At 66.7% G+C, this 23,825-nt stretch carries 21 protein-coding genes; 17 read left to right on the top strand and 4 right to left on the bottom strand.

All coding sequences use genetic code 11. The features are described from left to right. Positions 1-13 precede the first annotated feature (13 nt). Positions 14-1,048, bottom strand: a complete 1,035-nt coding sequence (locus tag AC07SQ_RS12240; protein WP_307694625.1) for a transporter — start codon at positions 1,046-1,048, stop codon at positions 14-16. A 194-nt stretch (positions 1,049-1,242) separates the two neighbouring features. Here AC07SQ_RS12240 and ppk2 point away from each other — a divergent pair, with 194 nt between their 5' ends. The 16 genes from ppk2 to AC07SQ_RS12320 all read left to right on the top strand — a co-directional run bounded on the left by ppk2 (position 1,243) and on the right by AC07SQ_RS12320 (position 19,249). Then, a complete protein-coding gene (gene ppk2, locus AC07SQ_RS12245; RefSeq protein WP_172438226.1) occupies positions 1,243-2,169 on the top strand; it encodes a polyphosphate kinase 2 in 927 nt (308 codons plus the stop codon). Positions 2,170-2,218: 49 nt separating this feature from the next. Next, on the top strand, positions 2,219-3,253 hold the full coding sequence (locus tag AC07SQ_RS12250) for an extracellular catalytic domain type 1 short-chain-length polyhydroxyalkanoate depolymerase (RefSeq protein ID WP_495271068.1): 1,035 nt from the start codon (positions 2,219-2,221) through the stop codon (positions 3,251-3,253). 72 nt (positions 3,254-3,325) lie between these two features. Continuing rightward, positions 3,326-4,762, top strand: coding sequence for an MFS transporter (locus AC07SQ_RS12255; RefSeq protein WP_495271067.1), 1,437 nt, complete (start codon positions 3,326-3,328; stop codon positions 4,760-4,762). Between the two features lie 45 nt (positions 4,763-4,807). Continuing rightward, the gene (locus AC07SQ_RS12260; RefSeq protein ID WP_495271066.1) at positions 4,808-5,131 is read left to right on the top strand and encodes a nucleotide pyrophosphohydrolase; all 324 of its coding nucleotides are present in this window, start codon (positions 4,808-4,810) and stop codon (positions 5,129-5,131) included. 117 nt (positions 5,132-5,248) lie between these two features. Then, the gene (urtA, locus tag AC07SQ_RS12265) at positions 5,249-6,526 is read left to right on the top strand and encodes an urea ABC transporter substrate-binding protein (protein ID WP_095946661.1); all 1,278 of its coding nucleotides are present in this window, start codon (positions 5,249-5,251) and stop codon (positions 6,524-6,526) included. Between the two features lie 192 nt (positions 6,527-6,718). Then, positions 6,719-8,266, top strand: a complete 1,548-nt coding sequence (urtB, locus tag AC07SQ_RS12270; protein WP_495271065.1) for an urea ABC transporter permease subunit UrtB — start codon at positions 6,719-6,721, stop codon at positions 8,264-8,266. Next, a complete protein-coding gene (gene urtC, locus AC07SQ_RS12275; RefSeq protein WP_495266732.1) occupies positions 8,263-9,483 on the top strand; it encodes an urea ABC transporter permease subunit UrtC in 1,221 nt (406 codons plus the stop codon). Before urtB ends, urtC begins: the two co-directional genes overlap by 4 nt. Further along, on the top strand, positions 9,480-10,358 hold the full coding sequence (gene urtD / locus AC07SQ_RS12280; RefSeq protein ID WP_495271064.1) for an urea ABC transporter ATP-binding protein UrtD: 879 nt from the start codon (positions 9,480-9,482) through the stop codon (positions 10,356-10,358). The genes urtC and urtD overlap by 4 nt, the downstream gene beginning before the upstream one ends. A 263-nt stretch (positions 10,359-10,621) precedes the next feature. After that, positions 10,622-11,314, top strand: a complete 693-nt coding sequence (gene urtE, locus AC07SQ_RS12285) for an urea ABC transporter ATP-binding subunit UrtE (RefSeq protein ID WP_062472198.1) — start codon at positions 10,622-10,624, stop codon at positions 11,312-11,314. A gap of 109 nt (positions 11,315-11,423) precedes the next feature. Then, positions 11,424-12,680, top strand: coding sequence for an MFS transporter (locus AC07SQ_RS12290; RefSeq protein ID WP_495271063.1), 1,257 nt, complete (start codon positions 11,424-11,426; stop codon positions 12,678-12,680). A gap of 73 nt (positions 12,681-12,753) precedes the next feature. Next, the gene (locus AC07SQ_RS12295) at positions 12,754-13,431 is read left to right on the top strand and encodes a hypothetical protein (RefSeq protein ID WP_495271062.1); all 678 of its coding nucleotides are present in this window, start codon (positions 12,754-12,756) and stop codon (positions 13,429-13,431) included. Beyond that, positions 13,428-14,978 (top strand): alkaline phosphatase D family protein, encoded by a 1,551-nt coding sequence (locus AC07SQ_RS12300; protein ID WP_495271061.1) that lies wholly within the window; start codon positions 13,428-13,430, stop codon positions 14,976-14,978. The genes AC07SQ_RS12295 and AC07SQ_RS12300 overlap by 4 nt, the downstream gene beginning before the upstream one ends. Positions 14,979-15,067: 89 nt before the next feature. Continuing rightward, positions 15,068-16,078, top strand: a complete 1,011-nt coding sequence (locus tag AC07SQ_RS12305) for an aldo/keto reductase (protein WP_447741911.1) — start codon at positions 15,068-15,070, stop codon at positions 16,076-16,078. Between the two features lie 150 nt (positions 16,079-16,228). Continuing rightward, entirely contained in the window at positions 16,229-17,167 is a 939-nt protein-coding gene (locus AC07SQ_RS12310) for a VTT domain-containing protein (protein WP_495271060.1), read from the top strand. A gap of 34 nt (positions 17,168-17,201) precedes the next feature. Next, positions 17,202-18,566 carry a cache domain-containing protein gene (locus tag AC07SQ_RS12315; protein ID WP_495271059.1) on the top strand — a complete coding sequence of 455 codons (1,365 nt, stop codon included), beginning with the start codon at positions 17,202-17,204 and terminating at the stop codon, positions 18,564-18,566. Between the two features lie 5 nt (positions 18,567-18,571). Further along, a complete protein-coding gene (locus tag AC07SQ_RS12320; protein ID WP_062472162.1) occupies positions 18,572-19,249 on the top strand; it encodes a response regulator transcription factor in 678 nt (225 codons plus the stop codon). Positions 19,250-20,122: 873 nt separating this feature from the next. Here AC07SQ_RS12320 and AC07SQ_RS12325 read toward each other — a convergent pair. The 3 genes from AC07SQ_RS12325 to AC07SQ_RS12335 form a co-directional block, all read right to left on the bottom strand. After that, positions 20,123-20,647 carry a hypothetical protein gene (locus AC07SQ_RS12325; protein WP_495271058.1) on the bottom strand — a complete coding sequence of 175 codons (525 nt, stop codon included), beginning with the start codon at positions 20,645-20,647 and terminating at the stop codon, positions 20,123-20,125. 99 nt (positions 20,648-20,746) lie between these two features. After that, positions 20,747-21,493, bottom strand: a complete 747-nt coding sequence (locus tag AC07SQ_RS12330) for a hypothetical protein (protein ID WP_495276259.1) — start codon at positions 21,491-21,493, stop codon at positions 20,747-20,749. 405 nt (positions 21,494-21,898) lie between these two features. Then, entirely contained in the window at positions 21,899-22,552 is a 654-nt protein-coding gene (locus AC07SQ_RS12335) for a hypothetical protein (protein WP_495271055.1), read from the bottom strand. Between the two features lie 532 nt (positions 22,553-23,084). On the opposite strand from AC07SQ_RS12335, the gene AC07SQ_RS12340 reads away from it, so the two are divergent. Then, a complete protein-coding gene (locus AC07SQ_RS12340; RefSeq protein ID WP_495271054.1) occupies positions 23,085-23,735 on the top strand; it encodes a DUF938 domain-containing protein in 651 nt (216 codons plus the stop codon). Positions 23,736-23,825 lie beyond the last annotated feature (90 nt).

The raw sequence follows: 23,825 nt of genomic DNA on the forward strand, positions 1-23,825 counted from the left end.
GTGCTGTGGCGCCTCAGCGCTTCTTGCGAAAGGCCGTCCAGGCGGCCACGGCGGTGAAGCTGGCGACGATCGCCACCACGATCCAGAACCCGTGCTTGTGCTCCGCCAGCGGAATGCCGCCCACGTTCATGCCGAACAGGCCGGCCAGGATGTTGATCGGCAGCGCCAGCACCGTGACCACCGTCAGCACGAACAGGCTGCGGTTGTTGTCCTCGTTGACGTTGGCGGCGATTTCTTCCTGCAGCAGCTTGATGCGCTCCTGCAGCGCCTGCATGTCGCGCAGCACCACCGAGAACTCCTCGGTCGAGCCGCGCAGCTCCTGCACGTCGGGCTCGGCCATCCAGGCCGGCGGGCCCTGCAGCAGGCGGAACAGCGCGGCCGGCTCGGGCGCCAGCAGCCGCTGCAGCCGCACCAGCAGCCGGCGCAGCACGCCCAGCCGCGCGCGCTTGTGGTCCAGGCGCCCGGCCAGCAGCTCGTCTTCGATGCGGTCGATGCGCGAGGTGACGCCGCGCACGATCTTCACCAGCACGTCGGCCTGCGCGCGCAGCAGGTGCTCGAGCAGCTCGGTGCTCGAGCGCGGCGCCTCGCCCGCCTTCACGGCCGTGCGCAACGCGTCGACCGAGCGCAGCGGCTTGGTGCGCGCCGTGACCACCAGGCGCGGGCCGACACTGATCCACAGCGTCGAAATGTCCGAGGGCTCGAAGCTGAACTCGAAGTGCACGTCGTTGATGACCGCGATCAGCGAGTCGTCGGCGCGCTCGATGCGCGTGGAGGGCAGGCCTTCGTGCAGCGTCTCGTAGAAGGTGTCCGACAGGGCGGCGTGCCGCACCAGCCAGCGTTCGGCGTGCGCATGGCTCAGGTTGAAGTGCAGCCACACGTAGGCGTTGCTGTCGCCGAGCTGGCCGGCATCCGCCAGCCACGCGGCGGCCTGCGCCGAATCGATCGCCCGCGCGGGTTCCGGCGCCGCGGCGTCGAACAGATAGCCGCAGATCAGCCCGGCTTCGTCGCCGCCATAGGACTGCGCGGCGAGGTCATGAAATACCGACAAGGTGCGTGGTCAGAAAAGACGTGTGAACAGGCAGACGCCCGTTTGGCGGGCTGCCAGCGTGCCCCGGATGGTGTTCGTGCCATGTGACAACGGCGTGTCGGCTTACAGAAAACAGCCGCAAAACCGTCACGCCGCCGTCATGCGGCGGGTGCAGCATGCTTTTTGTCTACCCGCCACTCTTGCCCCTTTTCATCATGCTGACGAGCGCACTTCCCGACCACGAAGACCTGATGCAACGCATCGCCCGCGACCTGATCGACAGCTACGACGAAGAGCTCGAACTGGAGATCGAAGACCGCAACCTCGACGGGCTCGACCCCGGCTCGGCCGCGTCTTCCGTGTCCGACAAGGCGGCGCGCCAGGCCTATTTCAAGGAGCTCTTTCGCCTGCAGGGCGAGCTGGTCAAGCTGCAGGACTGGGTGCAGCACAGCAAGCAGAAGGTGGTCATTCTTTTCGAAGGCCGCGACGCGGCGGGCAAGGGCGGTGTCATCAAGCGCATCACCCAGCGCCTGAACCCGCGTGTGGCCCGCGTGGCCGCGCTGCCCGCGCCCAACGACCGCGAGCGCACCCAGTGGTATTTCCAGCGCTACGTGGCGCACCTGCCGGCGGCCGGCGAGATGGTGCTGTTCGACCGCAGCTGGTACAACCGCGCCGGCGTCGAGCGCGTGATGGGCTTTTGCAGCGACGACGAGTACGAGGAGTTCTTCCGCACCGTGCCCGAGTTCGAGAAGATGCTCGTGCGCTCGGGCATCAAGGTCATCAAGTACTGGTTCTCCATCACTGACGACGAGCAGCACATGCGCTTCCTGGGCCGCATCCACGACCCGCTCAAGCAGTGGAAGCTCAGCCCCATGGACCTCGAGAGCCGCCGCCGCTGGGAGGAATACACCAAGGCCAAGGAGATCATGCTGGAGCGCACCCACATCCCCGAGGCGCCGTGGTGGGTGGTGCAGGCCGTCGACAAGAAGAAGGCACGCCTGAACTGCATCAGCCACCTGCTGGGCCAGCTGCCCTACCAGGAAGTGGCGCACGCGCCGGTCGAGCTGCCGGCGCGGGAGCGGCATGATGACTACCTTCGCCAGCCCGTCCCCGCCAGCATGATCGTCCCGGAAATCTACTGAAGGCTTCGCGGCCGTTTGGCCGCCCGGCGCTTTGCCTGCACACTGCGCCATGGCCCGTCGCTCCACCGCTTCTTTCTTCGCCCGCGCCTATGAGCGCAACCTGAAGGCGCTCACCAAGCTCACGCTGAGCAACGGCAAGCGCGTGGCCGGCCAGGTGCAACGCGCGACCGCCAAGCGGCTCAAGCCGCCGCCCGGCAAGGGCGATTGGATCAGTGGCATGGCGATGGGCGCGGGTGGGGCGCGCGGCTATCACCTGTTCCGTCCGGCCGACCTGGTGCTGCAGCCCGGCGAGAAGCTCCCGCTCATGGTCATGCTGCACGGCTGCGGCCAGACCGGTCGCGACTTCGCGGCCAGCACGCGCATGAACGCGCTCGCGGTGCGCCAGCGCTTTCTCGTGCTCTACCCCGAGCAGGACCGCATCGCCCATCCGCAGGGCTGCTGGAACTGGTACGAGCGCCGCTCCGGCAAGGCCGACGCCGAGGCCGCCACGCTGATGGCCGCCGTCGACCAGGCCTGCATGCTGTACCCCGTCGACCGCGATCGCGTGGCCGTGGCCGGCCTGTCGGCGGGCGCGAGCATGGCGGCGCTGCTGGCCACGCGCTACCCGAACCGTTTTCGCGCGGTGGTCATGCACTCGGGCGTGGCGCCCGGCGCCGCGAAGTCGTCGGCCACCGCGCTCGGCGCCATGCGTGGACAGCACGTGCCGCCGATGCCCGTCACCGCGGTCGGCAAGGCCATGGGCGCGGCGGCCGTCTTCACGACGCTGCCGCCGATGCTGGTGCTGCACGGCGACGCCGACGCCGTGGTGGCGCCCAGCAATGCCATGAGCAGCGCGGCCGTCTGGGCCACCGCCGTGGGCGCGCACGCGGGCATGGCGCGTGACCTGCAACGCGGCCAGCGCCGCGCCATGCGCGTGACCGACTTCAAGCGCCAGGGCCGCACCCTGGTCACGCTGTGCGAGATCGCGGGGCTCGGCCACTCGTGGAGCGGCGGGTCGCGCGGACAGCTGTTCAGCGACCCGCTCGGGCCCGACGCCACCCGCATGACCTGGGCCTTTGTGTCCGCGCAGTTCGACAAGCGCTGAGCGCGCGGCGCCCTGCGCGCATGACCTCGCAGGTCATTGCCGCGATGCCGGCCGGTGCCGACAGTGGGGGCCATGATCTCGTCGAACCCTGCCGTTTCTTCTGCCCCATCGATCACGTCCGCCACACCGGGCCGGCTGGGCCTGTGGGTCATGCTCAGTGGCACCTTCCTGGTGGTGCTCGATTTCTTCATCGTCAACGTCGCGCTGCCATCGATGCAGCACGACCTGCAGGCCAGCGCGGGCACGCTGCAGCTGGTGGTGGCGGGCTACGGCCTGGCCACTGCCGCGGGCCTGGTCACGGGCGGGCGGCTGGGCGACCTGTTCGGCCGGCGCCGCATGTTCATGCTCGGCCTGCTGCTGTTCACGCTCGCCTCGGCCGCCTGCGGCGTGGCGCCGAACGCCGGGCTGCTCGTGGCCGCGCGCCTGCTGCAGGGCCTGGCCGGCGCGCTGCTGCAGCCGCAGGTGCTCGCGATGATCGGCCTGGCCTACGCGGGCGAAGACCGGACGCGCGCCTTCGCGGCCTACGGCCTCACGCTGGGCCTGGCGGCCACGCTGGGGCAGCTGGTGGGCGGCGCGCTGATCCATGCCGACCTCGCGGGGCTCGGCTGGCGCAGCTGCTTTCTCATCAACGTGCCCATCGGCCTGCTGGCGCTCGTGCTCGCGCCGCGCGTGGTGCCGCCACTGGCGCAGGGCCGGGGCGACAGCCGGCTCGACCTCGCCGGCATGGCGCTGGTCGCCGCCGGTTCGGTGGCCGTGGTGCTGCCGCTGGTCGAAGGGCGCCAGCAGGGCTGGCCGCTGTGGAGCTGGCTGTGCCTGGCCGCCGCCGTGCCGCTGTGGGGCCTCTTTGCGGGGCAGCAGCGCCGCCTTGCGGCACGCGGCGGTGCGCCGCTGGTGGCGCCGGTGCTGCTCGCCAACCGCCGCTTCGTGACCGGGCTGCTCACCACGCTGGCGTTTTACGCGGGCAACGCCTCGTTCTACTTCGTGCTCGCGCTCTACCTGCAACAGGGGCTGGCATTGGGGCCGCTCAGCTCGGGCATCGTCTTCACCGCGCTGGCCATCGGCTTCTTCGCGACCTCGATGGCCGGCGCCCGCATCGCCCGCCGCTTCGGCGGCACGCCCCCGATCGCGCTCGGCGCCCTCGTGCTCGCGGCGGGGCATGCGTTGCAGTGCGCCAACGTGGCCGGCTGGCCGGGGCACGCGCATGTCGTGGCGTGGATGGTGCCGCTGCTGTTCGTGCAGGGCGCGGGGCTCGGCATGGTGATGGCGCCCCTGGTGTCCACCGTGCTGGCCGGCCTGCCGCCGCAGCACGCGGGCGTGGCTTCGGGCGTGCTGTCGATGGTGCAGCAGGCGGGCAATGCGCTGGGGGTGGCGTTGGTGGGGATCCTGTTCTATGGGCAGTTGGGGGGCGAGGGGGACTACACGGCAGCCTTCGGTGTGGCGTTGGTCTATCTGATGGTGTCGGCGCTGCTGGTGGCGGTGCTGCATGGGCGGGGAAGTCGCATGGCGTAGCCGGGCGGCCATGCCAAACTCGCGGCAGACCCCCGCAGGATTGACATGGCCACCGAACTTCAAGCACTGACCCAGGCCTTGCGCGACTTCGCACAAGCCCGCGACTGGGAGCAATTCCACTCCCCCAAGAACCTCGCCGCCGCGCTGTCGGTCGAGGCGGCCGAGTTGCTCGAACATTTCCAGTGGCTCACCGAGGCGCAAAGCCGGGCGCTGCCCGCAGACCAGCGCGCCGAGATCGGCACCGAGATCGCGGACGTCCTGCTCTACCTGCTGCAGCTGGCCGACAAGCTCGGCATCGATCCGGTCGAGGCGGCCAAGCGCAAGATGCTCGCCAACGCCGTGAAGTACCCGGCCTCGCCACCCGCCTGAGTACCTCCGTGTACGCCACCCGGCGTATTTCCCCTTTGTGGTGCGTTCCGCAGACTCCTCTCCATCGCCAGCCCCGCGCTGTCGACAAGGTTCAACCCACCCGGAGCAGGAGTCCACATGCAACGTCGTTTCACCCTCAAGGCGCTCACCGCCGCCGTCGCGCTGGCCAGCATCGCTGCTGCGCCCGTCACATCCGCATTGGCAGCCGACACCATCAAGGTCGGCGTGCTGCACTCGCTGTCGGGCACGATGGCCATCTCGGAAACCGTGTTGAAGGACACGGTGCTGATGGCCATCGACGACATCAACAAGAAGGGCGGCGTGCTGGGCAAGCAGCTCGAGCCCGTGGTGGTCGACCCGGCCTCCAACTGGCCGCTGTTCGCTGAAAAGACCAAGCAGCTGCTCGGCCAGGACAAGGTCTCGGTGATCTTCGGCTGCTGGACCTCGGTGTCGCGCAAGTCGGTGCTGCCGGTGGTCGAGGAAATGAACGGCCTCTTGTTCTACCCCGTGCAGTACGAAGGCGAAGAGCTCTCGAAGAACGTGTTCTACACGGGCGCTGCGCCCAACCAGCAAGCCATTCCGGCCGTCGACTACCTCATGAGCAAGGAAGGCGGCGGCGCCAAGCGCTGGGTGCTGCTGGGCACCGACTACGTGTACCCGCGCACCACCAACAAGATCCTGCGCGCCTACCTCAAGAGCAAGGGCGTGGCCGACAAGGACATCGACGAGAAGTACACCCCCTTCGGCCACAGCGACTACCAGACCATCGTTGCCGACATCAAGAAGTTCTCGGCCGGCGGCAAGACCGCCGTGGTGTCGACCATCAACGGCGACTCCAACGTGCCCTTCTACAAGGAGCTGGGCAACGCGGGCCTGAAGGCCAAGGACGTGCCGGTCGTCGCCTTCTCGGTGGGCGAGGAAGAACTGCGCGGCGTGGACACCAAGCCGCTCGTGGGCCACCTCGCGGCATGGAACTACTTCATGTCGATCAAGAACCCGACCAACACGGCGTTCATCAAGCAGTGGAGCGACTACGCCAAGGCCAAGAACATCGCCGGCCACAAGGACAAGCCGCTCACCAACGACCCGATGGAAGCCACCTGGATCGGTATCCACATGTGGAAGCAGGCGGTCGAGAAGGCCAAGTCGACCGACACCGACAAGGTGATCGCGGCGATGGCCGGCCAGACCTTCACGGCTCCCTCGGGCATCGTCTCGAAGATGGACGAGAAGAACCATCACCTGCACAAGAGCGTGTTCATCGGCGAGATCAAGGCCGACGGCCAGTTCAGCGTGGTGTGGAAGACGCCGGGTCCGGTGAAGGCCAAGCCGTGGAGCCCGTACATCGAAGGCAACGACAAGAAGCCCGACTACCCGGCCGGCAAGTCGATGTAAGTCTTCGACAAGTCCCTTGCCCTGCTCCCTCTCCCCCTGGGGAGAGGGCGAGGGGAGGGCAACGGCGGTCGATAGGGCCGCCGCGCTCGTTTGGATGGCCACCGGCCTTCACCCTAACCCTCTCCCCAAGGGGAGAGCGGGCAACACGAATTCATGATGCTTCGACGAACCCTTCACTGCGCATTCGCCGCCATGCTGCTCATGGCAACGGCCGCCCACGCGCTGACCGCCGACGAGGCCAAGGCCATCGCCTCCGGTGAATCCGAAGCCCGCATCGCCGCGCTCAACAAGGCCGTCCTCACCGCCGACGACAAGACCGCCGCGTTCATCCAGGCGATGTCCGACGACGCCGTGAAGTACACCGAAGACAAGGTCTTCGTGATGAAGGACGACAAGGGGTTCGACCCGGTCACCGGCACCGAGCTGAAGGTGCCCGACACCGCCGAGGACGTCGTCAACAACAACCTCATGCGCGGCGCGCTCGATGCCGCGCAGGCTGCACTCAAGCTCACGAGCACCGACGACGCGGTGCGCGCCGAAGCCGCGCAGGCGCTCTTCAAGGAGCCCGACGAATCCCGTCTCCCGATGGTCGAGAAGGCGCTGGCCGCCGAGACCAACCCGAAGATCAAGGCGCAGCTCGAACTCGTGCGCGCCGCCAGCATGCTCACCAGCGCCGACAAGGCCAAGCGCCTGGCCGCCGCCAAGGAGCTGGGCAACAACCGCAGCCCCGACACCAAGCTTCTGCTCAACCAGCGCCTGGCCGACGAGACCGAAGCCGACGTGAAGGCGGCCATCACCGCATCGATCGCCAACATCGACGGCGCGCTCGTCTGGGGTGACCGCATCAACGCCGTGTTCAGCGGCATCAGCCTGGGCTCGGTGCTGCTGCTGGCCGCGCTGGGCCTGGCCATCACCTACGGCCTGATGGGCGTCATCAACATGGCGCACGGCGAGCTGATGATGATCGGCGCCTACGCCACCTACGTGATGCAGGGCATCTTCCAGAAGTACATGCCCGAGGCGGCCTTCGGCTGGTACCTGGTGGCCGCCATTCCCGTGTCCTTCCTCGCCTCGGCGCTCGTGGGCGCGGTGCTCGAGCGTGGCGTGATCCGCTTCCTGTATGGCCGTCCGCTCGAGACGCTGCTCGCCACCTGGGGCATCAGCCTGATGCTGCAGCAGCTGGTGCGATCGCTGTTCGGCGCGCAGAACGTCGGCGTCGAAAACCCCGGCTGGATGAGCGGCGGCTTCACCATGCTGAGCAACGTCACGCTGCCGTGGAACCGCATCTGCATCATCGTCTTCGCGGCGCTGGTGCTGCTCGCGATGGGCTGGCTCATCGGCAAGACGCGCCTGGGCCTGTTCGTGCGCGGCGTCACGCAGAACCGCCCGATCGCCTCGTGCATGGGCGTGAACACCGCGCGCATCGACACCTACGCCTTCGCGCTCGGTTCGGGCATCGCGGGCCTGGCGGGCTGCGCGCTGAGCCAGATCGGCAACGTCGGCCCCGACCTCGGCCAAAGCTACATCGTCGACAGCTTCATGGTGGTCGTGATGGGCGGCGTCGGCCAGCTCGCGGGCACCGTGTATGCGGCGCTGGGGCTGGGCATTCTCAACAAGTTCATCGAAGGCTGGGCGGGCGCGGTGCTCGCGAAGATCGCGGTGCTTGTCTTCATCATCATCTTCATCCAGAAGCGCCCGCAAGGCATCTTCGCGATGAAGGGCCGGAGCGCAGAGGCATGAGCAAGGTCACATTGCCAACCAAGGGGCCGCTGCTGAGCGGCAAGGGCTGGACGGCCTTCTTCGTCGCGCTCATCGTCGTGTGCGCCGTGGCGCCCGTGCTCAACATGTGGGTGCCGGCCGACAGCCCGCTGCACATGAGCGACTACGCCGTGGCGCTGGTCGGCAAGATCATGTGCTACGCCATCTGCGCGCTGGCCATGGACCTGATCTGGGGCTACACCGGCATCCTGTCGCTGGGCCACGGCCTGTTCTTCGCGCTGGGCGGCTACATGATGGGCATGTACCTCATGCGCCAGATCGGCCGCGACGGCAACTACAAGAGCGACCTGCCCGACTTCATGGTGTTCCTCGACTGGAAGGAACTGCCCTGGCACTGGACCTTCAGCGGTAGCTTCGGCATGACGCTGCTGCTCATCGTGGCGGTGCCCGGCCTCATCGCCTTCGTGTTCGGCTTCTTCGCCTTCCGCTCGCGCATCAAGGGCGTGTACTTCTCGATCATCACGCAGGCCATGACCTTCGCGGCGATGCTGCTGTTCTTCCGCAACGAGACGGGCTTCGGCGGCAACAACGGCTTCACCGATTTCAAGCGCATCCTGAACATCCCGATCGCCACGCAGGAGATGCGCATGACGCTCTTCGCGCTCACCGGCCTCACGCTGCTGGGCTTCTTCCTGTTCGCCAAGTGGCTCATCGGCAGCAAGTTCGGCCGCGTGCTGCAGGCCATCCGCGATGCCGAGACGCGCGTGATGTTCTCGGGCTACAACCCGCTGCCGTACAAGCTCACGATCTGGGTCATCTCCGCCGTGATGTGCGGCGTGGCCGGCGCGCTGTACGTGCCGCAGGTGGGCATCATCAACCCGGGCGAGATGAGCGCGGCCAACTCCATCGAGATCGCCGTGTGGGCGGCGGTGGGCGGGCGCGCCACGCTGATCGGGCCGATCCTCGGCGCCTTCATCGTCAACGGGGCCAAGAGCTGGCTCACCGTGGCCTACCCCGAGTACTGGCTGTACTTCCTGGGCGCCTTGTTCATCGCTGTCACGCTGTTCCTGCCGAACGGCATCGTGGGGTTGGTGCGCCAGTGGTTGTCGCGCGAGAAGATGGAGGCTGCGGCGCCGGCCGCGAGGGAAGCGCGGCGCGAGCCCGCCGCCTCGCATGCCGAGCCCGACGCGACCGTGCAGGCGCCCCTGGTCGCCGATGTGAAGGGAGCCCGCGCATGACGCCCGACCTGATGGAAGCCGGCGCCGAGCGCGCCACACGCGCAGCCGGCCTGCACGCGGCCACGGGCCAGACCGAATCGGGCGGCCGCACCGCAGGCTTCAGCCGCATCGCCACGCCGGGCGAGGTCGACATCACGCACGGCCGCATCCTGTACCTCGAAGACGTGAGCGTGAGCTTCGACGGCTTCAAGGCCATCAACAAGCTCTCGCTGGACATCGCGCCGGGCGAGCTGCGCTGCATCATCGGCCCCAATGGCGCGGGCAAGACCACGATGATGGACATCATCACCGGCAAGACCCGGCCCGACTCGGGCACCGTGTTCTTCGGCAGCACCATCGACCTCCTGCGCCACCGCGAGGCCGACATTGCGCAGCTGGGCATCGGCCGCAAGTTCCAGAAGCCGACGGTGTTCGAGCACCTCACCGTGTTCGAGAACCTCGAGCTCGCACTGAAGACCGACAAGGGCGTGCGCGCGTCGATGCTGTTCAAGCTCGACTCGGCGCAGAGCGACCGCCTGGCCGAGGTGCTGGAAACCATCCACCTGGCCGACAGCGTGTCGCGCCTGGCCGGCAACCTGAGCCACGGCCAGAAGCAGTGGCTCGAGATCGGCATGCTGCTCATGCAAGACCCGAAGCTGCTGCTGCTCGACGAGCCCGTGGCCGGCATGACCGACGAGGAAACCGCTCGCACCGCCGAGCTGTTCCTCACGCTCAAGGGCAAGCACTCGCTGATGGTGGTGGAGCATGACATGAGCTTCATCCGCACCATCTCCGAGATCGTCACCGTGCTGTGCGATGGCTCCGTGCTCGCGCAAGGCACGCTCGACGAAGTGCAGGCCGACGAACGCGTGATCGAGGTCTACCTTGGCCGGTGAACTTGTCGCCGCGGCCAGAGCCGGCGGCATCAACGTCACGACCAGCGCCCGGTGTGCGGTGCGGCGTGGGCGGCCCCTCTGTGCCGCCGAGGCGCGCAGCGTTTCGCGGATCAGGGCTCGCAGCTGTTTGAGCGCAGCGAGTTCTGCGAGACCCCGCGAAACGCGAGCACCGCAGGGCAGCCCGAAGGGCCGGCACAGTGGGGCCGACCGCGCCGTGCCGCACACCGGGCGCCCCCGATAAAGACCAAGGAAGGCATCCCACCATGCTGACAGTCAAGAACATCCACCAGTACTACGGCGGCTCCCACATCCTCAGAGACGTGAGCTTCGAAGCCACGCTCGGAAAGGTCACGGTATTGCTCGGCCGCAACGGCGTCGGCAAGACCACGCTGCTGAAGTCGCTCATGGGCCTGGTGCCCATCAAGAGCGGCAGCATCGAACTCGAAGGCAAGCCGATCCACAAGGCCACGCCCTACGACAGGGCCAGGGCCGGCATCGGCTTCGTGCCGCAGGGCCGCGAGATCTTCGCGCGGCTCACGGTCGAGGAGAACCTGCGCATGGGCCTGGCCTACAAGAGCGGCGGCACGCCCATTCCTGCGGAGCTGTTCGAACTGTTCCCTGTGCTCAAGCAGATGATCAACAGAAGAGGCGGCGACCTTTCGGGCGGGCAGCAGCAGCAACTGGCGATCGCCCGCGCCCTCGCGCCCAAGCCCAAGCTGCTGATCCTCGACGAGCCCACCGAAGGCATCCAGCCCAGCATCATCAAGGACATCGGCCGTGTCATCCGCATGCTCGCCGACCGCGGCGACATGGCCATCGTGCTGTGCGAGCAGTACTACGACTTCGCGCAGGAGCTGGCCGACGACTACCTCGTGATGGAGCGCGGCGAAGTCATTGCGCGCGGCCTGGGAAAAGACATGGAAGCGCAGGGCGTGCGGCAGCTGGTCGCGATCTGAATTGCAAGACGGTACCGACGCGGCGCACGAGAGCATCTTCACAATTTAAGGGTTTACCCTAGAATCGGGCCTTGCCCGCGTCCGCCGGGCACCCCCCAGGAGCCCGGCCTTGAACGCCTCACCGTCCGCCCGCGAAGGCGCGGAAACCACCGCCATTGCACCGTCCGTCTCGTCCGCCCAGTTCCTGCGCGCGGTGCTCGCGCTCGGCGTCGGCGGCTTTGCCATCGGCACCGGCGAGTTCGTCATCATGGGCCTGCTGCCCGAGGTCGCGAAAGACATCGCCGTCACCATCCCGCAGGCCGGCCACGTCATCAGCGCCTATGCGCTGGGCGTGGTCATCGGCGCGCCCGTGCTCGCGGTGCTGGCCGCCGGCTGGGGCCGCCGCGCGCTGCTGATCGCGCTGATGGCTGTGTTCGCGGCCGGCAATTTCGCCAGCGCGTTGGCGCCCGGCTACTTGTCGCTCAACCTGCTGCGCTTTGCCACCGGCCTGCCGCACGGCACCTACTTCGGCGTGGCCGCGCTCGTGGCCGCCACGCTCGCGCCGCCGGGGCGCCGCGCGCGCGCCGTCGGCCTCGTGATGCTGGGGCTCACCGGCGCCACGCTGGTCGGCGTGCCCATCGCGGCGTGGCTGGGCCAGCTGTTCGGCTGGCGCGCGGCCTTCGTGTTCGTGGGCGTCATCGCGCTCGTCGCCGTGGCGCTGCTGCGCCGCGACGTGCCCGACATCGCACCCGCCGCCGGCGCCAGCCCCTGGCGCGAACTCGGCGCGCTCAAGCGCAAGCAGGTGTGGTTCACGCTCGGTATCGGCGCCATCGGCTTCGGCGGCATGTTCGCCGTGTTCAGCTACATCAAGCCCACGCTGATCGAGGTGGCCGGGCTGCCGCTGGGCGGCGTGCCCTTCGTGCTTGCGCTGTTCGGCCTGGGCATGGTCACCGGCAACCTCGTGGGCTCGCGGCTGGCCGACAAGTCGCTCATGCGCACCATCGGCGGCGTGCTCGTCTACGCGGCGCTGGTGCTCGCCAGCTTCACCTTCGCGGCGCACCACGTCGTGACGGCGGCCTTCACCGTGTTCCTGATCGGCACCACCGTCGCCATCGGCCCGGCCCTGCAGATCCGCCTGATGGACGTGGCCGGCGACGCGCAAACGCTCGCCGCCGCGCTCAACCACTCGGCCTTCAACATGGCCAACGCCCTCGGCGCCTGGCTCGGCGGCGTCGCCATTGCGGCCGGCCTGGGCTGGACCTCGACCGGCTGGGTCGGCGCGCTGCTGGCATTGGCGGGCGTGGGCATCTTTGCCTGGGCGGTGGCGAGCGCGCGTGCGGATGCGCGACGGCCGGTGGCTGTGGCTTGCGAAGGGTCGGCGGGCTGAGACGCCGTTCTGCAGTGGCGGTGCTGTAAGAGAAGGGCGCCAGAATCAGGCACGTTCCTGACGGCTGGAGTCCATGCAGATCCTTCGAGTGTTTGTGGCGGTGTGCCTCGCGGCGATGGGCGTCGCCATGCTGTGTGTCGCGCTGCTGTCGGCGCTTGATGCCGCGGTCATTCTTTTTTCTTACGACAAGGTCGAGGGTGTCGTCACCGGCGCCGGCAACACAGAGGTCCGGGTCGACTACGTCCGGCCCGACGGCCGACGGGCTGTCTTGTACGCACGCAGCGGCGGCAAGTTCGATGCACGCCCCGTGGGCAAGAAGGTCGCGGTCCTGCTGCCTCCGAAAGATCGGTTGGACGGCTCGCTCAAGCCGATCCTCAAGGACGACCTGAACCCCGTCGCTATGGAATTCATGTTCGCGGTGCTCTTTCTTGTAGGCGCACTGGTGATCTGGGAGGGACGCTCCGGCGGTGCTTCTTCGCAGTCGAGCGAAGACCTGCGCACAAGGGGCGTCGACACCCATCCGAAAGATCCCGAGCGGCCAGTGCGCCCGCAGGCGTCGATCGACTTCGAGCACGCGAGCGCCAACACCCGCGAGATGGATCTCACGCAGCTGGCGCGCCTGCAGGCGTTGATCGACCGCGAGTACACGAGCGTCGACACCCGGCAGAGGGAGCTCGACCGGCAAGCGCGCCTGCAGGCATCGATCGACCTCGAGATCGCCGAGCGACGCGCCAAGAAAGACGCCCGATGACCACTCCGCTTTTCACCCGCCGACGCCTGCTGCACACCGGCCTCGCCGCCGCCGCGCTCGGCCATCCCTTCCTGCACCTGCGCGCCCAGCCCTCGGCCACGCGTGACCCGTTCACGCTCGGCGTCGCCTCGGGCGCGCCGCGGCCTGACGGCATGGTGCTGTGGACGCGGCTCGCGCCCGAGCCGCTGCAGGGCGGCGGCATGGGCGACGCGCCCGTGGCGGTGCAGTGGGAAGTGGCCGAGGACGAGCGCTTTCGCCGCATCGTGACCAAGGGCATTGCCAGCGCCGAGGCCGACCTCGCGCACTCGGTGCACGTCGACGTGCAGGGCCTGCGCCCGGGCCGCCCCTACTGGTACCGCTTCACCGCCGCCGGCGTGCGCAGCCCCGTCGGCCGCACGCGCACCGCGCCGGCCGACGATGACGCCGCCGTGCAACCGCTGCGCTTCGCCTTCGCCTCGTGCCAGCAGTACGAGGAGGGCTACTACGCCGCCTACCGCGACATGGCCGCGCAGCCGCTCGACTTCGTCGTGCACCTGGGCGACTACATCTACGAAAGCTCGCGCGGCTCGCACAACGTGCGCCGGCACGAGGGCGGCATTCCCACCGACCTGGCCGGCTTTCGCAACCGCTACGCGCTGTACAAGACCGACCCGCACCTGCAGGCCGCGCACGCCGCCTTTCCCTGGCTCGTGACCTGGGACGACCACGAGGTCGCCAACGACTACACCGACGACGTCTCGCCGCGCACGCCCGACCCGGCGCAGTTCCTCGCCATCCGCGCCGCCGCCTACCAGGCCTGGTACGAGCACATGCCCGTGCCGGCCTCCATGCGCCCGCGCGGCGCGGGCGCGACCATCTACGGCCGGCATCGCTTCGGCCGCATGCTCGACGTGATGCTGCTCGATGGCCGCCAGTACCGCTCGCACCACGCCTGCCTCCCGGGCCGCAGCACCAAGCCGTTGGTCGACTGCGCCGACCGGCTGGCCCCGGAGCGCAGCCTGCTCGGCATGCAGCAGGAAGCCTGGCTCGCGAACGAACTCGCAACGCCGCCGGCGCGCTGGACCGTCATCGCCCAACCCACCTTGCTCGCCGAAGCCGACCGCCAGCGCGGCCCCGGTCACGGCTACTGGATGGACGGCTGGGACGGCTACGCCGCCGCGCGCACGCGGCTGCTCGACGCGCTGACCGCCAACCCGTCGCGCGGCGGCGATGCGCTGGTGCTCGGCGGCGACGTGCACGCCTTCTGGGCCGCCGACCTGCGCCGCGAGCCGCAGGGGCCCGTGGTCGCGACCGAGTTCGTCGGCGGCGCCATCACCTCCGAAGGGCCCAGCGCCGCCAGCGTGGCCCACATGCGCGCGAAGAACGAACACCTGCGCTACGGCCGCGCCGACAAGCGCGGCTACGGCCTCATGACGCTCGACGCGCGCGGCTGCGCGGTCGAGTTCCGCGCGGTCGAAGACGAGAAGAACGCCGACTCTGCCGTCGCGGCCATGGCCCGCTTCTCGGTCGAACGCGGCGCGCCCGGCGTGCACCTCGAATCCACCTGAATCTCCAGCGCCTGCAGGAATGCGCGGCCGTGCCTATGATGGCCGCCGCCTCTTTCCCTCCCTCTCCCACCTTCTCGGAGCGAGCCTGCATGAGCATCCCCACCACCCGCCTGGGCCGTACCGGCCTCACCGTGTCCCGCCTGGCCCTGGGCACCATGACCTTCGGCCTGCAGACCGACGAGGCCGTGTCGCACCAGATCCTGGACAAGGCCGCCGACGCCGGCATCAACTTCCTCGACACCGCCGACGTGTACCCGCTGGGCGGCACCATCGAGACCACCGGCCGCACCGAAGAGATCATCGGCAACTGGCTCGACAAGCAGGGCCCCGCGGGCCGCCGCCGCTTCGTGGTCGCCACCAAGGCCGTCAACAAGGTCGGCCCCAACCCCTGGGACCAGGGTGCCTCGCGCAAGCATTTGCTCGACGCCATCGACCTCTCGCTCAAGCGCCTGAAGACCGACCACGTCGACCTGTACCAGCTGCACATGGACGACCGCGAGACGCCGCTCGAGGAAAGCCTCGAGGCGCTCGACGTGATCGTCAAGTCGGGCCGCGCGCGCTACATCGGCGTGTCGAACTTCCTGGCCTACCGCCTGGCCCGCGCGCTGGGCAAGGCCGAGCTGCACCGCTTCACGCGCTTCGTGTCGGTGCAGCCGCGCTACAGCCTGCTGTTCCGCGAGATCGAGCGCGAGCTGCTGCCGCTCGCGGCCGAAGAGGGCCTGGGCGTGATTCCCTACAACCCGCTGGCCGGCGGCCTGCTCACCGGCAAGTACAAGCCCGGCGCCAAGCCCGAGGAAAACACCCGCTTCACCCTCGGCACCGCCGGCGGCATGTACCAGGACCGCTACTGGAACGACCGCAGCTTCGACACCGTGACCCAGCTGCACGCGCTGGCCGACGAAGCCGGCGTGCCGCTGGCCACGCTGGCCGTGGCGTGGGTCATGGCCAACCCGCTGATCACCGCGCCGCTGCTGGGCGCCAGCCGCCCCGAGCAGCTCGACGCCACCGTGGCTGCCGCCAGTTACACGCTCGACCCGGCGCTCAAGCAGAAGCTCGACGCGCTCACCGCCGAGTACCGCAAGGGCGACGCGCCCCGCTGAGCGAACGGGCGTGCGGGCGCCCCGGATGGCCTGCGCGCAGTACGTGCTTGGGCCATGCGGGAGAATCGCGCCCGGCATGAGCACATCCCACACCCCCTCCCGGCGCGCCGCCCTGCGGCCCCCGGCAACGAACGAACGGCGGCCCGCAGCATGGCGCAGCTGATGTCGCTGCTGGTGCAGAACGCGATCCTGGTGGTGTTTGCCGCCAGCTTTGCCGCGCGCCTGGGCCTGCCTGTGCCGGCCGCGGCCGTGCTGGTCGTCACCGGCGCGCTGCTGGCGGCAGGCGACGTGTCGGTGGTCGGCGTGGTGCTGGCCGCCGTGGTCGCCAACCTGCTGGGCGACGGCGCGTGGTTTTATGCCGGGCGCCGCTTCGGCTACCGCTTCATGCGGCTGCTGTGCCGCATCTCGCTGTCGCAGGACTCCTGCGTGCGGCGCGGCGAATCGCTCATTTCCGACTGGGGCGGCATGTCGCTCGTGGCCGCCAAGTTCGTGCCCGGCGTCTCCGTGGTGGCGCCGCCCATGGCCGGCGCGCTGGGCATGTCGGTGCGGCGCTTTGTCGGCTTCGACATCGTCGCCGCGCTGGTCTGGACGGGCCTGTTCCTCGGCCTGGGCTGGCTCTTTCGCGACCAGATCCAGCAGGTGCTCGCCGTGCTGGCCCAGGCCGGCGGCATCGCCACCGCCGCGCTGGGCGTGGTGCTGCTCGTGATGCTCGCCGTGCGCTACTGGCGCCGCCGCGCCTTCGCGCGGCTCACCGGCATGCCGCGCATCAGCGTCGACGAACTGTTCGACCTCATGAGCGGCGACGTGCCGCCGCTGGTGATCGACGTGCGCGGCGAAGCCGGCGTGCAGGTCGACCCGCGCCGCATCCCGGGCGCGCTGTCGTACACCCTCAAGGCGCTGCAGCAGCGCAACCTGGACCTCGCCATCGACCCCGACCGCGACGTGGTGCTGTACTGCAACTGCCCCAACGAAGTCTCGGCCGCGCAGGCCGCGCGCGTGCTGCTGGCGCGCGGGGCGCGGCGGGCGCTGCCGCTGACGGGGGGGCTGGATGCGTGGGTGGCTGCGGGGCGGCCGACCAGCGTGCATTGACCGCACCAGGACGAACGAGGCACCCACCCCGACGATGAACCTGCGCACCAAGATCGTCGCGCTGGCCGTTGCGCCCCTGCTGGTCGCGCTGGTGCTCGTGGCCCTGGCCGTTCGTCACCAGGAGCACGACCTGGCCCAGCGCGAGCGGGCGCTCATCGAGCGCAGCTACATGGCCCAGCGCCGCAGCGAGCTGCGCAGCTACGTCGACCTGGCCGTGAGCAACCTGCTGCCGCTGTACGAGTCGGGGCTGGACGACGAGGCCACGCGCAACGAAGCCCTGCGCCGCCTGGCCACGCTCAACTACGGCGACGACGGCTACTTCTTCGTCTACGACATGGACGGCAACTCGCTCATGCACTCGCGCCAGCCCGAGCTGGTGGGCCAGAACCTGTGGAACCTGCGCGATTCGCATGGCCGCTTCACCATCCAGGAGCTGATCAAGGGCGCACGCGACAAGGGCGGCGCCTACGTCGAGTACGAATGGCGCAAGCCCTCCAGCGCGCAGATGGCGCCCAAGCTCGGCTATGTCACCGCGTTGCCGCGCTGGAACTGGATGGTCGGCACCGGCCTGTACCTGGACGACATCCAGTCGACCATGGACACCCTCGACCGGCAGATGAACGCGAACGTCACCGCCACGTTGCTGTGGATTGCCGGCATCGCCGCGCTGTGCCTGGGCGTGGTGAGCGCGGCCGGGTTATTGCTCAACCTCAGCGAGCACCGCACCGCCGAAGCCAAGCTGCGCCTGCTCGCGCGCCGCGTGGTGCAGTCGCAGGAAGAAGAGCGCGGCCACCTCGCGCGCGAGCTGCACGACGGCACCAGCCAGACGCTGGTGTCGGCCAAGCTGCTGATCGAGTCGGCGGTGGAGCAACTCGACCGCGCGCACCAGTCGCCGCCGCCCGCGCTCGGCAAGGCGCTGCAGCGGCTGAACGATTCGCTCACCGAGGTGCGCCGCATCTCGCACCGGCTGCGCCCCGCGCTGCTCGACACCCTGGGCCTGCCCGCCGCGCTGGAGCGTCTGGGCGCCGAGTTCGGTGAAGAAGGCGGCGTGGACGCATCGATCATGGTCGAGGGCGAACCCTTCGAGCTGTCGCAAGAAGCCAAGACCGCGCTCTTTCGCGTCACGCAGGAAGCGTTGACCAATGTGCGCAAACACGCCCGTGCGCAGCAGGTGCACATCGCGCTGAGCTTCGACGAAGAGGCCGTGCGCCTGGAGATCAGCGACGACGGCGTCGGCTTCAACGTCGAGGCCATGCAGCTCGACCCGCAGCGCGGCATCGGCCTGCGCAACATGCGCGAGCGCATGGAGTCCATCGAAGGCCGGCTGCGCATGCGCTCGGGCCGGGGCCACACCTCTATCGTGGCCGAAGTGCCCGTGCGGCGCGCAAAGCCAGAATAGCGGCCATGAAAGAAGACCCCGCCGCCGCTGCTGCTCCCGTTGTCGTGCGCCTGTTCCTGGTCGACGACCACCCGCTGGTGCGCGACGGCCTGCGCGCGCGCCTGGGCGCCATGCCCGGCCTGGAGATCGTGGGTGAGGCCGGCAGCGCGGCCGAGGCGCTGGCACTCATCGGCCCCGCGCAGCCGCACCTCGTGCTCATGGACGTGGGCATGAAGGACATGAACGGCATCGAGCTGGCGGCGCTGCTGCTGCAACAACAACAGCCGCACCAGCAGCCCGCGCCGCACATCGTGATGCTCAGCATGTACGACAACCCCGAGTACGTGCAGAAGGCCCTGCAGGTCGGCGCGCGCGGCTACGTCCTGAAAGACGCGCCGGCGGCGGAGATCGTGGCGGCCATCGAGGCCGTGTCGGCGGGCGGCACCTTCTTGAGCCCGGCCGTGTCGAAGAAACTCTTTCGCAACCAGACCCCGCGCCCGCTGCTCACGCCGCGCGAGAGCGAGATATTGAGCGCGCTCGGCCGCGGCGAATCGAGCAAGCAGATCGCACGCGACCTCGGCCTGAGCGTGCGCACCGTGGAGGCGCACCGCCAGAGCATCAAGCGGCGCCTGGGCATCGAAGGGCAGGCGGAGCTCATCAAGTACGCGGTGGAGCACGCGCGGGAGTTCGGCGGGCAGGGCTGAGGCGCTGCTGTCGATGCGGGGCTCGGCCCCTGCTTTCAGGGCCTGACTGTCAGGGCTTTGTGAATCGCCGCTTCCGCAGCGCGATTACTTGCGCGAACCGCGCATTCCTCGGCGAAATTGCTCTGTGCGCCGGGCGGGACTTCTCTACAGTGAATGCCCCTGTGATGAAACGACCCGCCATGTGGGCGAGGAGGGCAGCACACACCACACCACGGACCACTGACTGATTGTTGAGTGAATGAATGAACCGCTTCGCCTCACGGCGGGCCATCGATGCAGATCGATCGATGCGAACGTGAGGCACAAAAGGCGACGGCCACGGTGCGCGAACACCATGACCGTCTAACCAAATGACGTGCAACAACTTTGGAAAGAGAGCACACCAATGGCTGATCGAATTATGGCCCGGGCTCCCCGGCTGACCTCTCCCCACGCGACCACCCCGAGCGCAGCAGACTTGCTGGAATGCAAGCTGGAACAACTGAACTCACTGCTGTGGTGCTGCCACGGCGCCGGCGATGGATGGTTCGAAGATGCAGGGGCAGGACATCGGGACAACCTGCTTTGGATCGCTTCGGATTTGGCGCGGGATGCGGCGGCGTTGTTTCAGGAGAGTGGGGGAGGGTGAGGGGTTTAGCCCTGGTATTGGATATCGGGGCAGAGCGCTGAACTGTTCGTGATGGTTCGCAACGATTGGACCATCCGGCTGCAGAGTAGCCAATGCTGTTTTTCAGCTCTTGGAAAAACGGTCAACCAAGAAATCTGGCAGCGAGCTAAGAGTCGTCGAATCCGTCGTTCGAGAACGAATAGTCAACGTCTTAAGCGAGCGCCGGCGCAAGGGGGTGGCCCTTGTAACGCCCTCTCGATGGAAGATTAAGCGTACCTTGCGGCGAGCTTGAGAAATTGACCGAACGCAAATAGAGCCTTATCGACCTTTCGGGCATTCTCACCCTCAAAAGTGCGCAGAAAGGGAAGGTACTCGTCTTCATAAGCTGCGTACTTCTGTCGATTCGTGCTACCTATCTCAATGATGTGACCAGTCTTCATGTATTGCATTGCTCGAAATGTGTGCTGATCGAAGATTGGCCATTTTTCCGGCTCCAGGCAATGTAGGTAGAAGATGTTCCAAATCGCACCACCGAGCTCCTTGTGATTCAAGTAGCGGGCGCGTCGATCCCCAGTGAAAACCAACGGGTAGTTTTCTATGATGCTGGTAGTCTTTGACTTGGATATGGAGGTTCCGTTTTTCCACTCGAAAAGATCTTGGCGCGATTTCTCTGTTAGTGGATTTCCAATGTTCTTTGTGTACTTTTCGTCAGCGGGGTAGTCGTATTTGGTTGCCCAATGCGCCAAGAAAGATTCATTGTCTTTTGTACTGATCTCAAAGGAAAAATGCATGAGAAGGGGGCTTGTAAGACCAATTTCAAAAAGGAGAGACGTCACTCGAATTTTTGGGCGTCATGCTCTTGATGGAAGAATCAAACGTCGTGGCGCTTTTTATCGAGCTTGAAGTCGAGGCTTGGTTGCTAGGTATAGCCATGATGACGTGTGCTTTAGCAAGGCAGTTCGACGCGCTCCACGAAGTTCCGTCGCGGATTTCAGTAAGGGAATTACCCCAAACAGGCCGAACTGAGTTGATAGCGCGGTTAGACCAGCGATGGGCTCGACTAAGGCCCCTGCGGTGACTAGCGCTGAAACTGCCACCTCCTTGGAGAAGAGTGTCTTGAGGCTGGCTACGCCAAGCTCCGACTTGAGATCGGAAAGATCATGTTTTAGATCACTACGAAACTGACGCTCAAGCTCTCGAAGATCAGTGATGCTCTTTGCTTCCTTCGTAACGCGCTTGACGTGAGCGTCTAGTGTTGCGAGGTATCGGCGACGCATGGCTGTGTAGTCTGTGCTGCTGCTCTTGGCTTCGCGCCTCCGGAAGTCGATTAAGTTCTTGAGCGGGACGTCGCGAGCGTCAAGAACTTCAAGTGATATTGCAACCAATCGGTCGTAGGCTGGTGCCACTTGACTAACGTCAAGACCGAGAACAGGCACTGTGCCCAGAGCACTTGCATGCGCCTCGGAAAGCCAAGAGTACGCATCAGTACGGTCGGTTATCTTTTGTATTTGTGTGCCAGCGCAGCTGTCAGCGAGAAGGGACATCATTAAGAATCCGAGTGCCGCTGGGACGTCATAGTCCATATGGCCGGCTTCGAAACTCGCAAGTCCTTCTTCCTCCAGCATGCGCCAGGTCATGTGGAGAAACTTATCAGGGTAGATCGAGTAACGCCCGCCTCGCCACTCGACCGGGGTCCTGGCCATGATCGTGGCGAGTTGCCCTGTGCTCAGCAGCTTCTTGAGTGCTGCGTGGGCTTCCTGCTGTTCCTTATTGCTGGGACGCCGAGACCTCACCACCAAGTCCGCAGCCTGTTGAAGCATTCGGTCCTTGGGGCCGTGCGGTGAAGGTCGTGGTGCGCGAGGGACTATCGTCTCAACCGAGTCCCAGAGTAGGAGCGCGTTCTTGAGAATAGTCGGGTTGCCAATCTCGGTGTGCGGGTAATACAGAGCCTTGAGCATATCTTCCTGTGCGCCCAACGTTGGACATGACCGGCAGACAGTAGGCGAGGGAAGCCTGCCGATAAGATGTGTTCGTCGATCGGCCTATTTGGGCTTTTTTCGCTCCTTGACCACGATTGGGTTGAGTGCGAGCCTCATCTGAGTTGAAGGCGGGATCGCCTCCCGAAGATAAATGCACATCTGATTCAAGTGGTCCAAAGCGGCATCCGCATGGCGCGCAAACTCGAATATGTTCACGATCGCTGTACTCGGGAGAGATGCCGCCCCGCCCACGGTAACTGGGTAGCGAAAAACATAAGACCCGGGGTCCACTGCATCTAGTTCCCCGATCCAGTCCCACACTTCCCCCTTTGTAGCTAGAAGTGATGGGGAGAGACGTTGTTCCAGAACTTCAAGTATCGGGCTGGCCATGTCGATCAATCGCGTGAGCGAGTGCTCTCGCCAAAGCCTAGGCACCATATCTAGAAGTTCGGAATCGGACACGCTGATTCGAGCCGCGCGATAGATCATCGCCTTCAAGTACAGCTCCAGCGCGTGACGGTAGATGAAGATGATGGGGCAAGCGGCGTAGCCCACCTCGTCGTGTTCGCGGCGATCCTCCAAATGCATCAGGGCCTGCGCCGCATTTCGATAGCAGTGTGCGTACGCAACTATGTCTTCCATTGGCTCTGCTCCCCAGTTCAAAACGGCGTTGCCGCGTGTTCCAACTGGAGTGCCGTAGAAGCGAAACACGCCCATGATGCGCGTCCTAACGCAAGGTATCTCGAAGAACTGGCGGGACAAATTGGGCGCTGCAAGAAATTCGGGTCATGCTTCCTTTCTATGAGTGGCCGGTAGCCAGGGCTTACGGCCAACGCACCGTGCAATACGCGGTCGAAAAAACTGTGAAACCTAGCAGCCCGTCTCGGCCTTCAGACGACTTCGAAGCCAGACTGTAGAGCGCATTCTTCAGAAGCACTATAGCCTGTGCCCGAAGCTAGATCGTGCGCGAGGCGGGCAGCGCACAATCCATTGAAATTGCTGCGCATGGTGCACGTCTGACCGTCTTGGGGCTTGACGGCAAACCTCATCCTCGGGCGAGAGCGACGTCAAGTGGCTACACCTGCCAGTGATATCGATCGGCAGAATTGGACCGAAACGAGTCGAGGCCCCGGCGTCTTGAGAAGGGTCATTTCCGCGGCATCTCCGATATTGTTGAAGTGTGAGAAAAGAGGAATTGAAGGAGGTTTGCCTTGATACCCTCAACCATATCAACCCAATGTCTCTTTCAATGCCCCACCTTCTCTCAAGCCCAGCCGCCGACCGCAACAAGCAACCCATCCTCGATGCCCTGACCCGCATCCTCGGTGAGCGCGGCACCGCCTTGGAAATCGCCTCCGGCACAGGCCAACACGCCGCCTGGTTCGCCGCCGCCATGCCCTCATGGACCTGGCAGCCCACCGACGCAGACGCCCGCTCGATCCCCGCGATCGCCAGTCGCGTCGAGCACGCCGCGTTGCCCAATCTGCGCCCACCGCTGCTGCTCGACGTGATGGCGTCGCAGTGGCCGTCGCAAGGCCCCGCGTTCGCTCAAGAAGGCAAAGAAGAGGAAGAAAAGTTCGACGCCATCTACTGCGCCAACATGCTGCACATCGCACCCTGGCCCACCTGCGCCGCGCTCATGGCCGGTGCCGCGCGGTATCTGCGTGCCGGCACCGGCGTGCTGATCACCTACGGGCCTTACTTCGAAGACGAAGCACAGCACGGCCCCACGGCACCGAGCAATCTGGCGTTCGACGAAGACCTGCGCACGCGCAATCCCGCCTGGGGCATTCGCCGGCTCGACGACGTGGTGGCAGAAGCGCGCCGTGTCGGCCTCGCATTGCGCGAGCGGCACGCGATGCCTGCGAACAACCTGCTGCTGGTCTTCGGCTTCAGCTGATGGCGATGAAGGGCGAGGGCGTTGTCGCCCGCCAAGGGGCTCTGCATTGCGATCCGGCCCACTCGCGCTAGAGTCGGGCCACGTCCACAA

It is taken from the genome of Variovorax sp. GW821-FHT06D12 (assembly GCF_059419205.1).

Bases quoted from the DNA above. Each gene is read 5' to 3' on its own strand.
- AC07SQ_RS12305 (WP_447741911.1), top strand. From the start codon at position 15,068: ATGAGCATCCCCACCACCCGCCTGGGCCGTACCGGCCTCACCGTGTCC.
- AC07SQ_RS12310 (WP_495271060.1), top strand. From the start codon at position 16,229: ATGGCGCAGCTGATGTCGCTGCTGGTGCAGAACGCGATCCTGGTGGTG.
- urtC (WP_495266732.1), top strand. From the start codon at position 8,263: ATGAGCAAGGTCACATTGCCAACCAAGGGGCCGCTGCTGAGCGGCAAG.
- AC07SQ_RS12255 (WP_495271067.1), top strand. From the start codon at position 3,326: ATGATCTCGTCGAACCCTGCCGTTTCTTCTGCCCCATCGATCACGTCC.
- AC07SQ_RS12295 (WP_495271062.1), top strand. From the start codon at position 12,754: ATGCAGATCCTTCGAGTGTTTGTGGCGGTGTGCCTCGCGGCGATGGGC.
- urtA (WP_095946661.1), top strand. From the start codon at position 5,249: ATGCAACGTCGTTTCACCCTCAAGGCGCTCACCGCCGCCGTCGCGCTG.
- AC07SQ_RS12315 (WP_495271059.1), top strand. From the start codon at position 17,202: ATGAACCTGCGCACCAAGATCGTCGCGCTGGCCGTTGCGCCCCTGCTG.
- ppk2 (WP_172438226.1), top strand. From the start codon at position 1,243: ATGCTGACGAGCGCACTTCCCGACCACGAAGACCTGATGCAACGCATC.
- urtB (WP_495271065.1), top strand. From the start codon at position 6,719: ATGCTGCTCATGGCAACGGCCGCCCACGCGCTGACCGCCGACGAGGCC.
- AC07SQ_RS12320 (WP_062472162.1), top strand. From the start codon at position 18,572: ATGAAAGAAGACCCCGCCGCCGCTGCTGCTCCCGTTGTCGTGCGCCTG.
- AC07SQ_RS12325 (WP_495271058.1), bottom strand. From the start codon at position 20,647: ATGCATTTTTCCTTTGAGATCAGTACAAAAGACAATGAATCTTTCTTG.
- urtE (WP_062472198.1), top strand. From the start codon at position 10,622: ATGCTGACAGTCAAGAACATCCACCAGTACTACGGCGGCTCCCACATC.
- AC07SQ_RS12335 (WP_495271055.1), bottom strand. From the start codon at position 22,552: ATGGGCGTGTTTCGCTTCTACGGCACTCCAGTTGGAACACGCGGCAAC.
- AC07SQ_RS12340 (WP_495271054.1), top strand. From the start codon at position 23,085: ATGCCCCACCTTCTCTCAAGCCCAGCCGCCGACCGCAACAAGCAACCC.
- AC07SQ_RS12300 (WP_495271061.1), top strand. From the start codon at position 13,428: ATGACCACTCCGCTTTTCACCCGCCGACGCCTGCTGCACACCGGCCTC.
- AC07SQ_RS12330 (WP_495276259.1), bottom strand. From the start codon at position 21,493: ATGACCTGGCGCATGCTGGAGGAAGAAGGACTTGCGAGTTTCGAAGCC.
- AC07SQ_RS12250 (WP_495271068.1), top strand. From the start codon at position 2,219: ATGGCCCGTCGCTCCACCGCTTCTTTCTTCGCCCGCGCCTATGAGCGC.
- urtD (WP_495271064.1), top strand. From the start codon at position 9,480: ATGACGCCCGACCTGATGGAAGCCGGCGCCGAGCGCGCCACACGCGCA.
- AC07SQ_RS12260 (WP_495271066.1), top strand. From the start codon at position 4,808: ATGGCCACCGAACTTCAAGCACTGACCCAGGCCTTGCGCGACTTCGCA.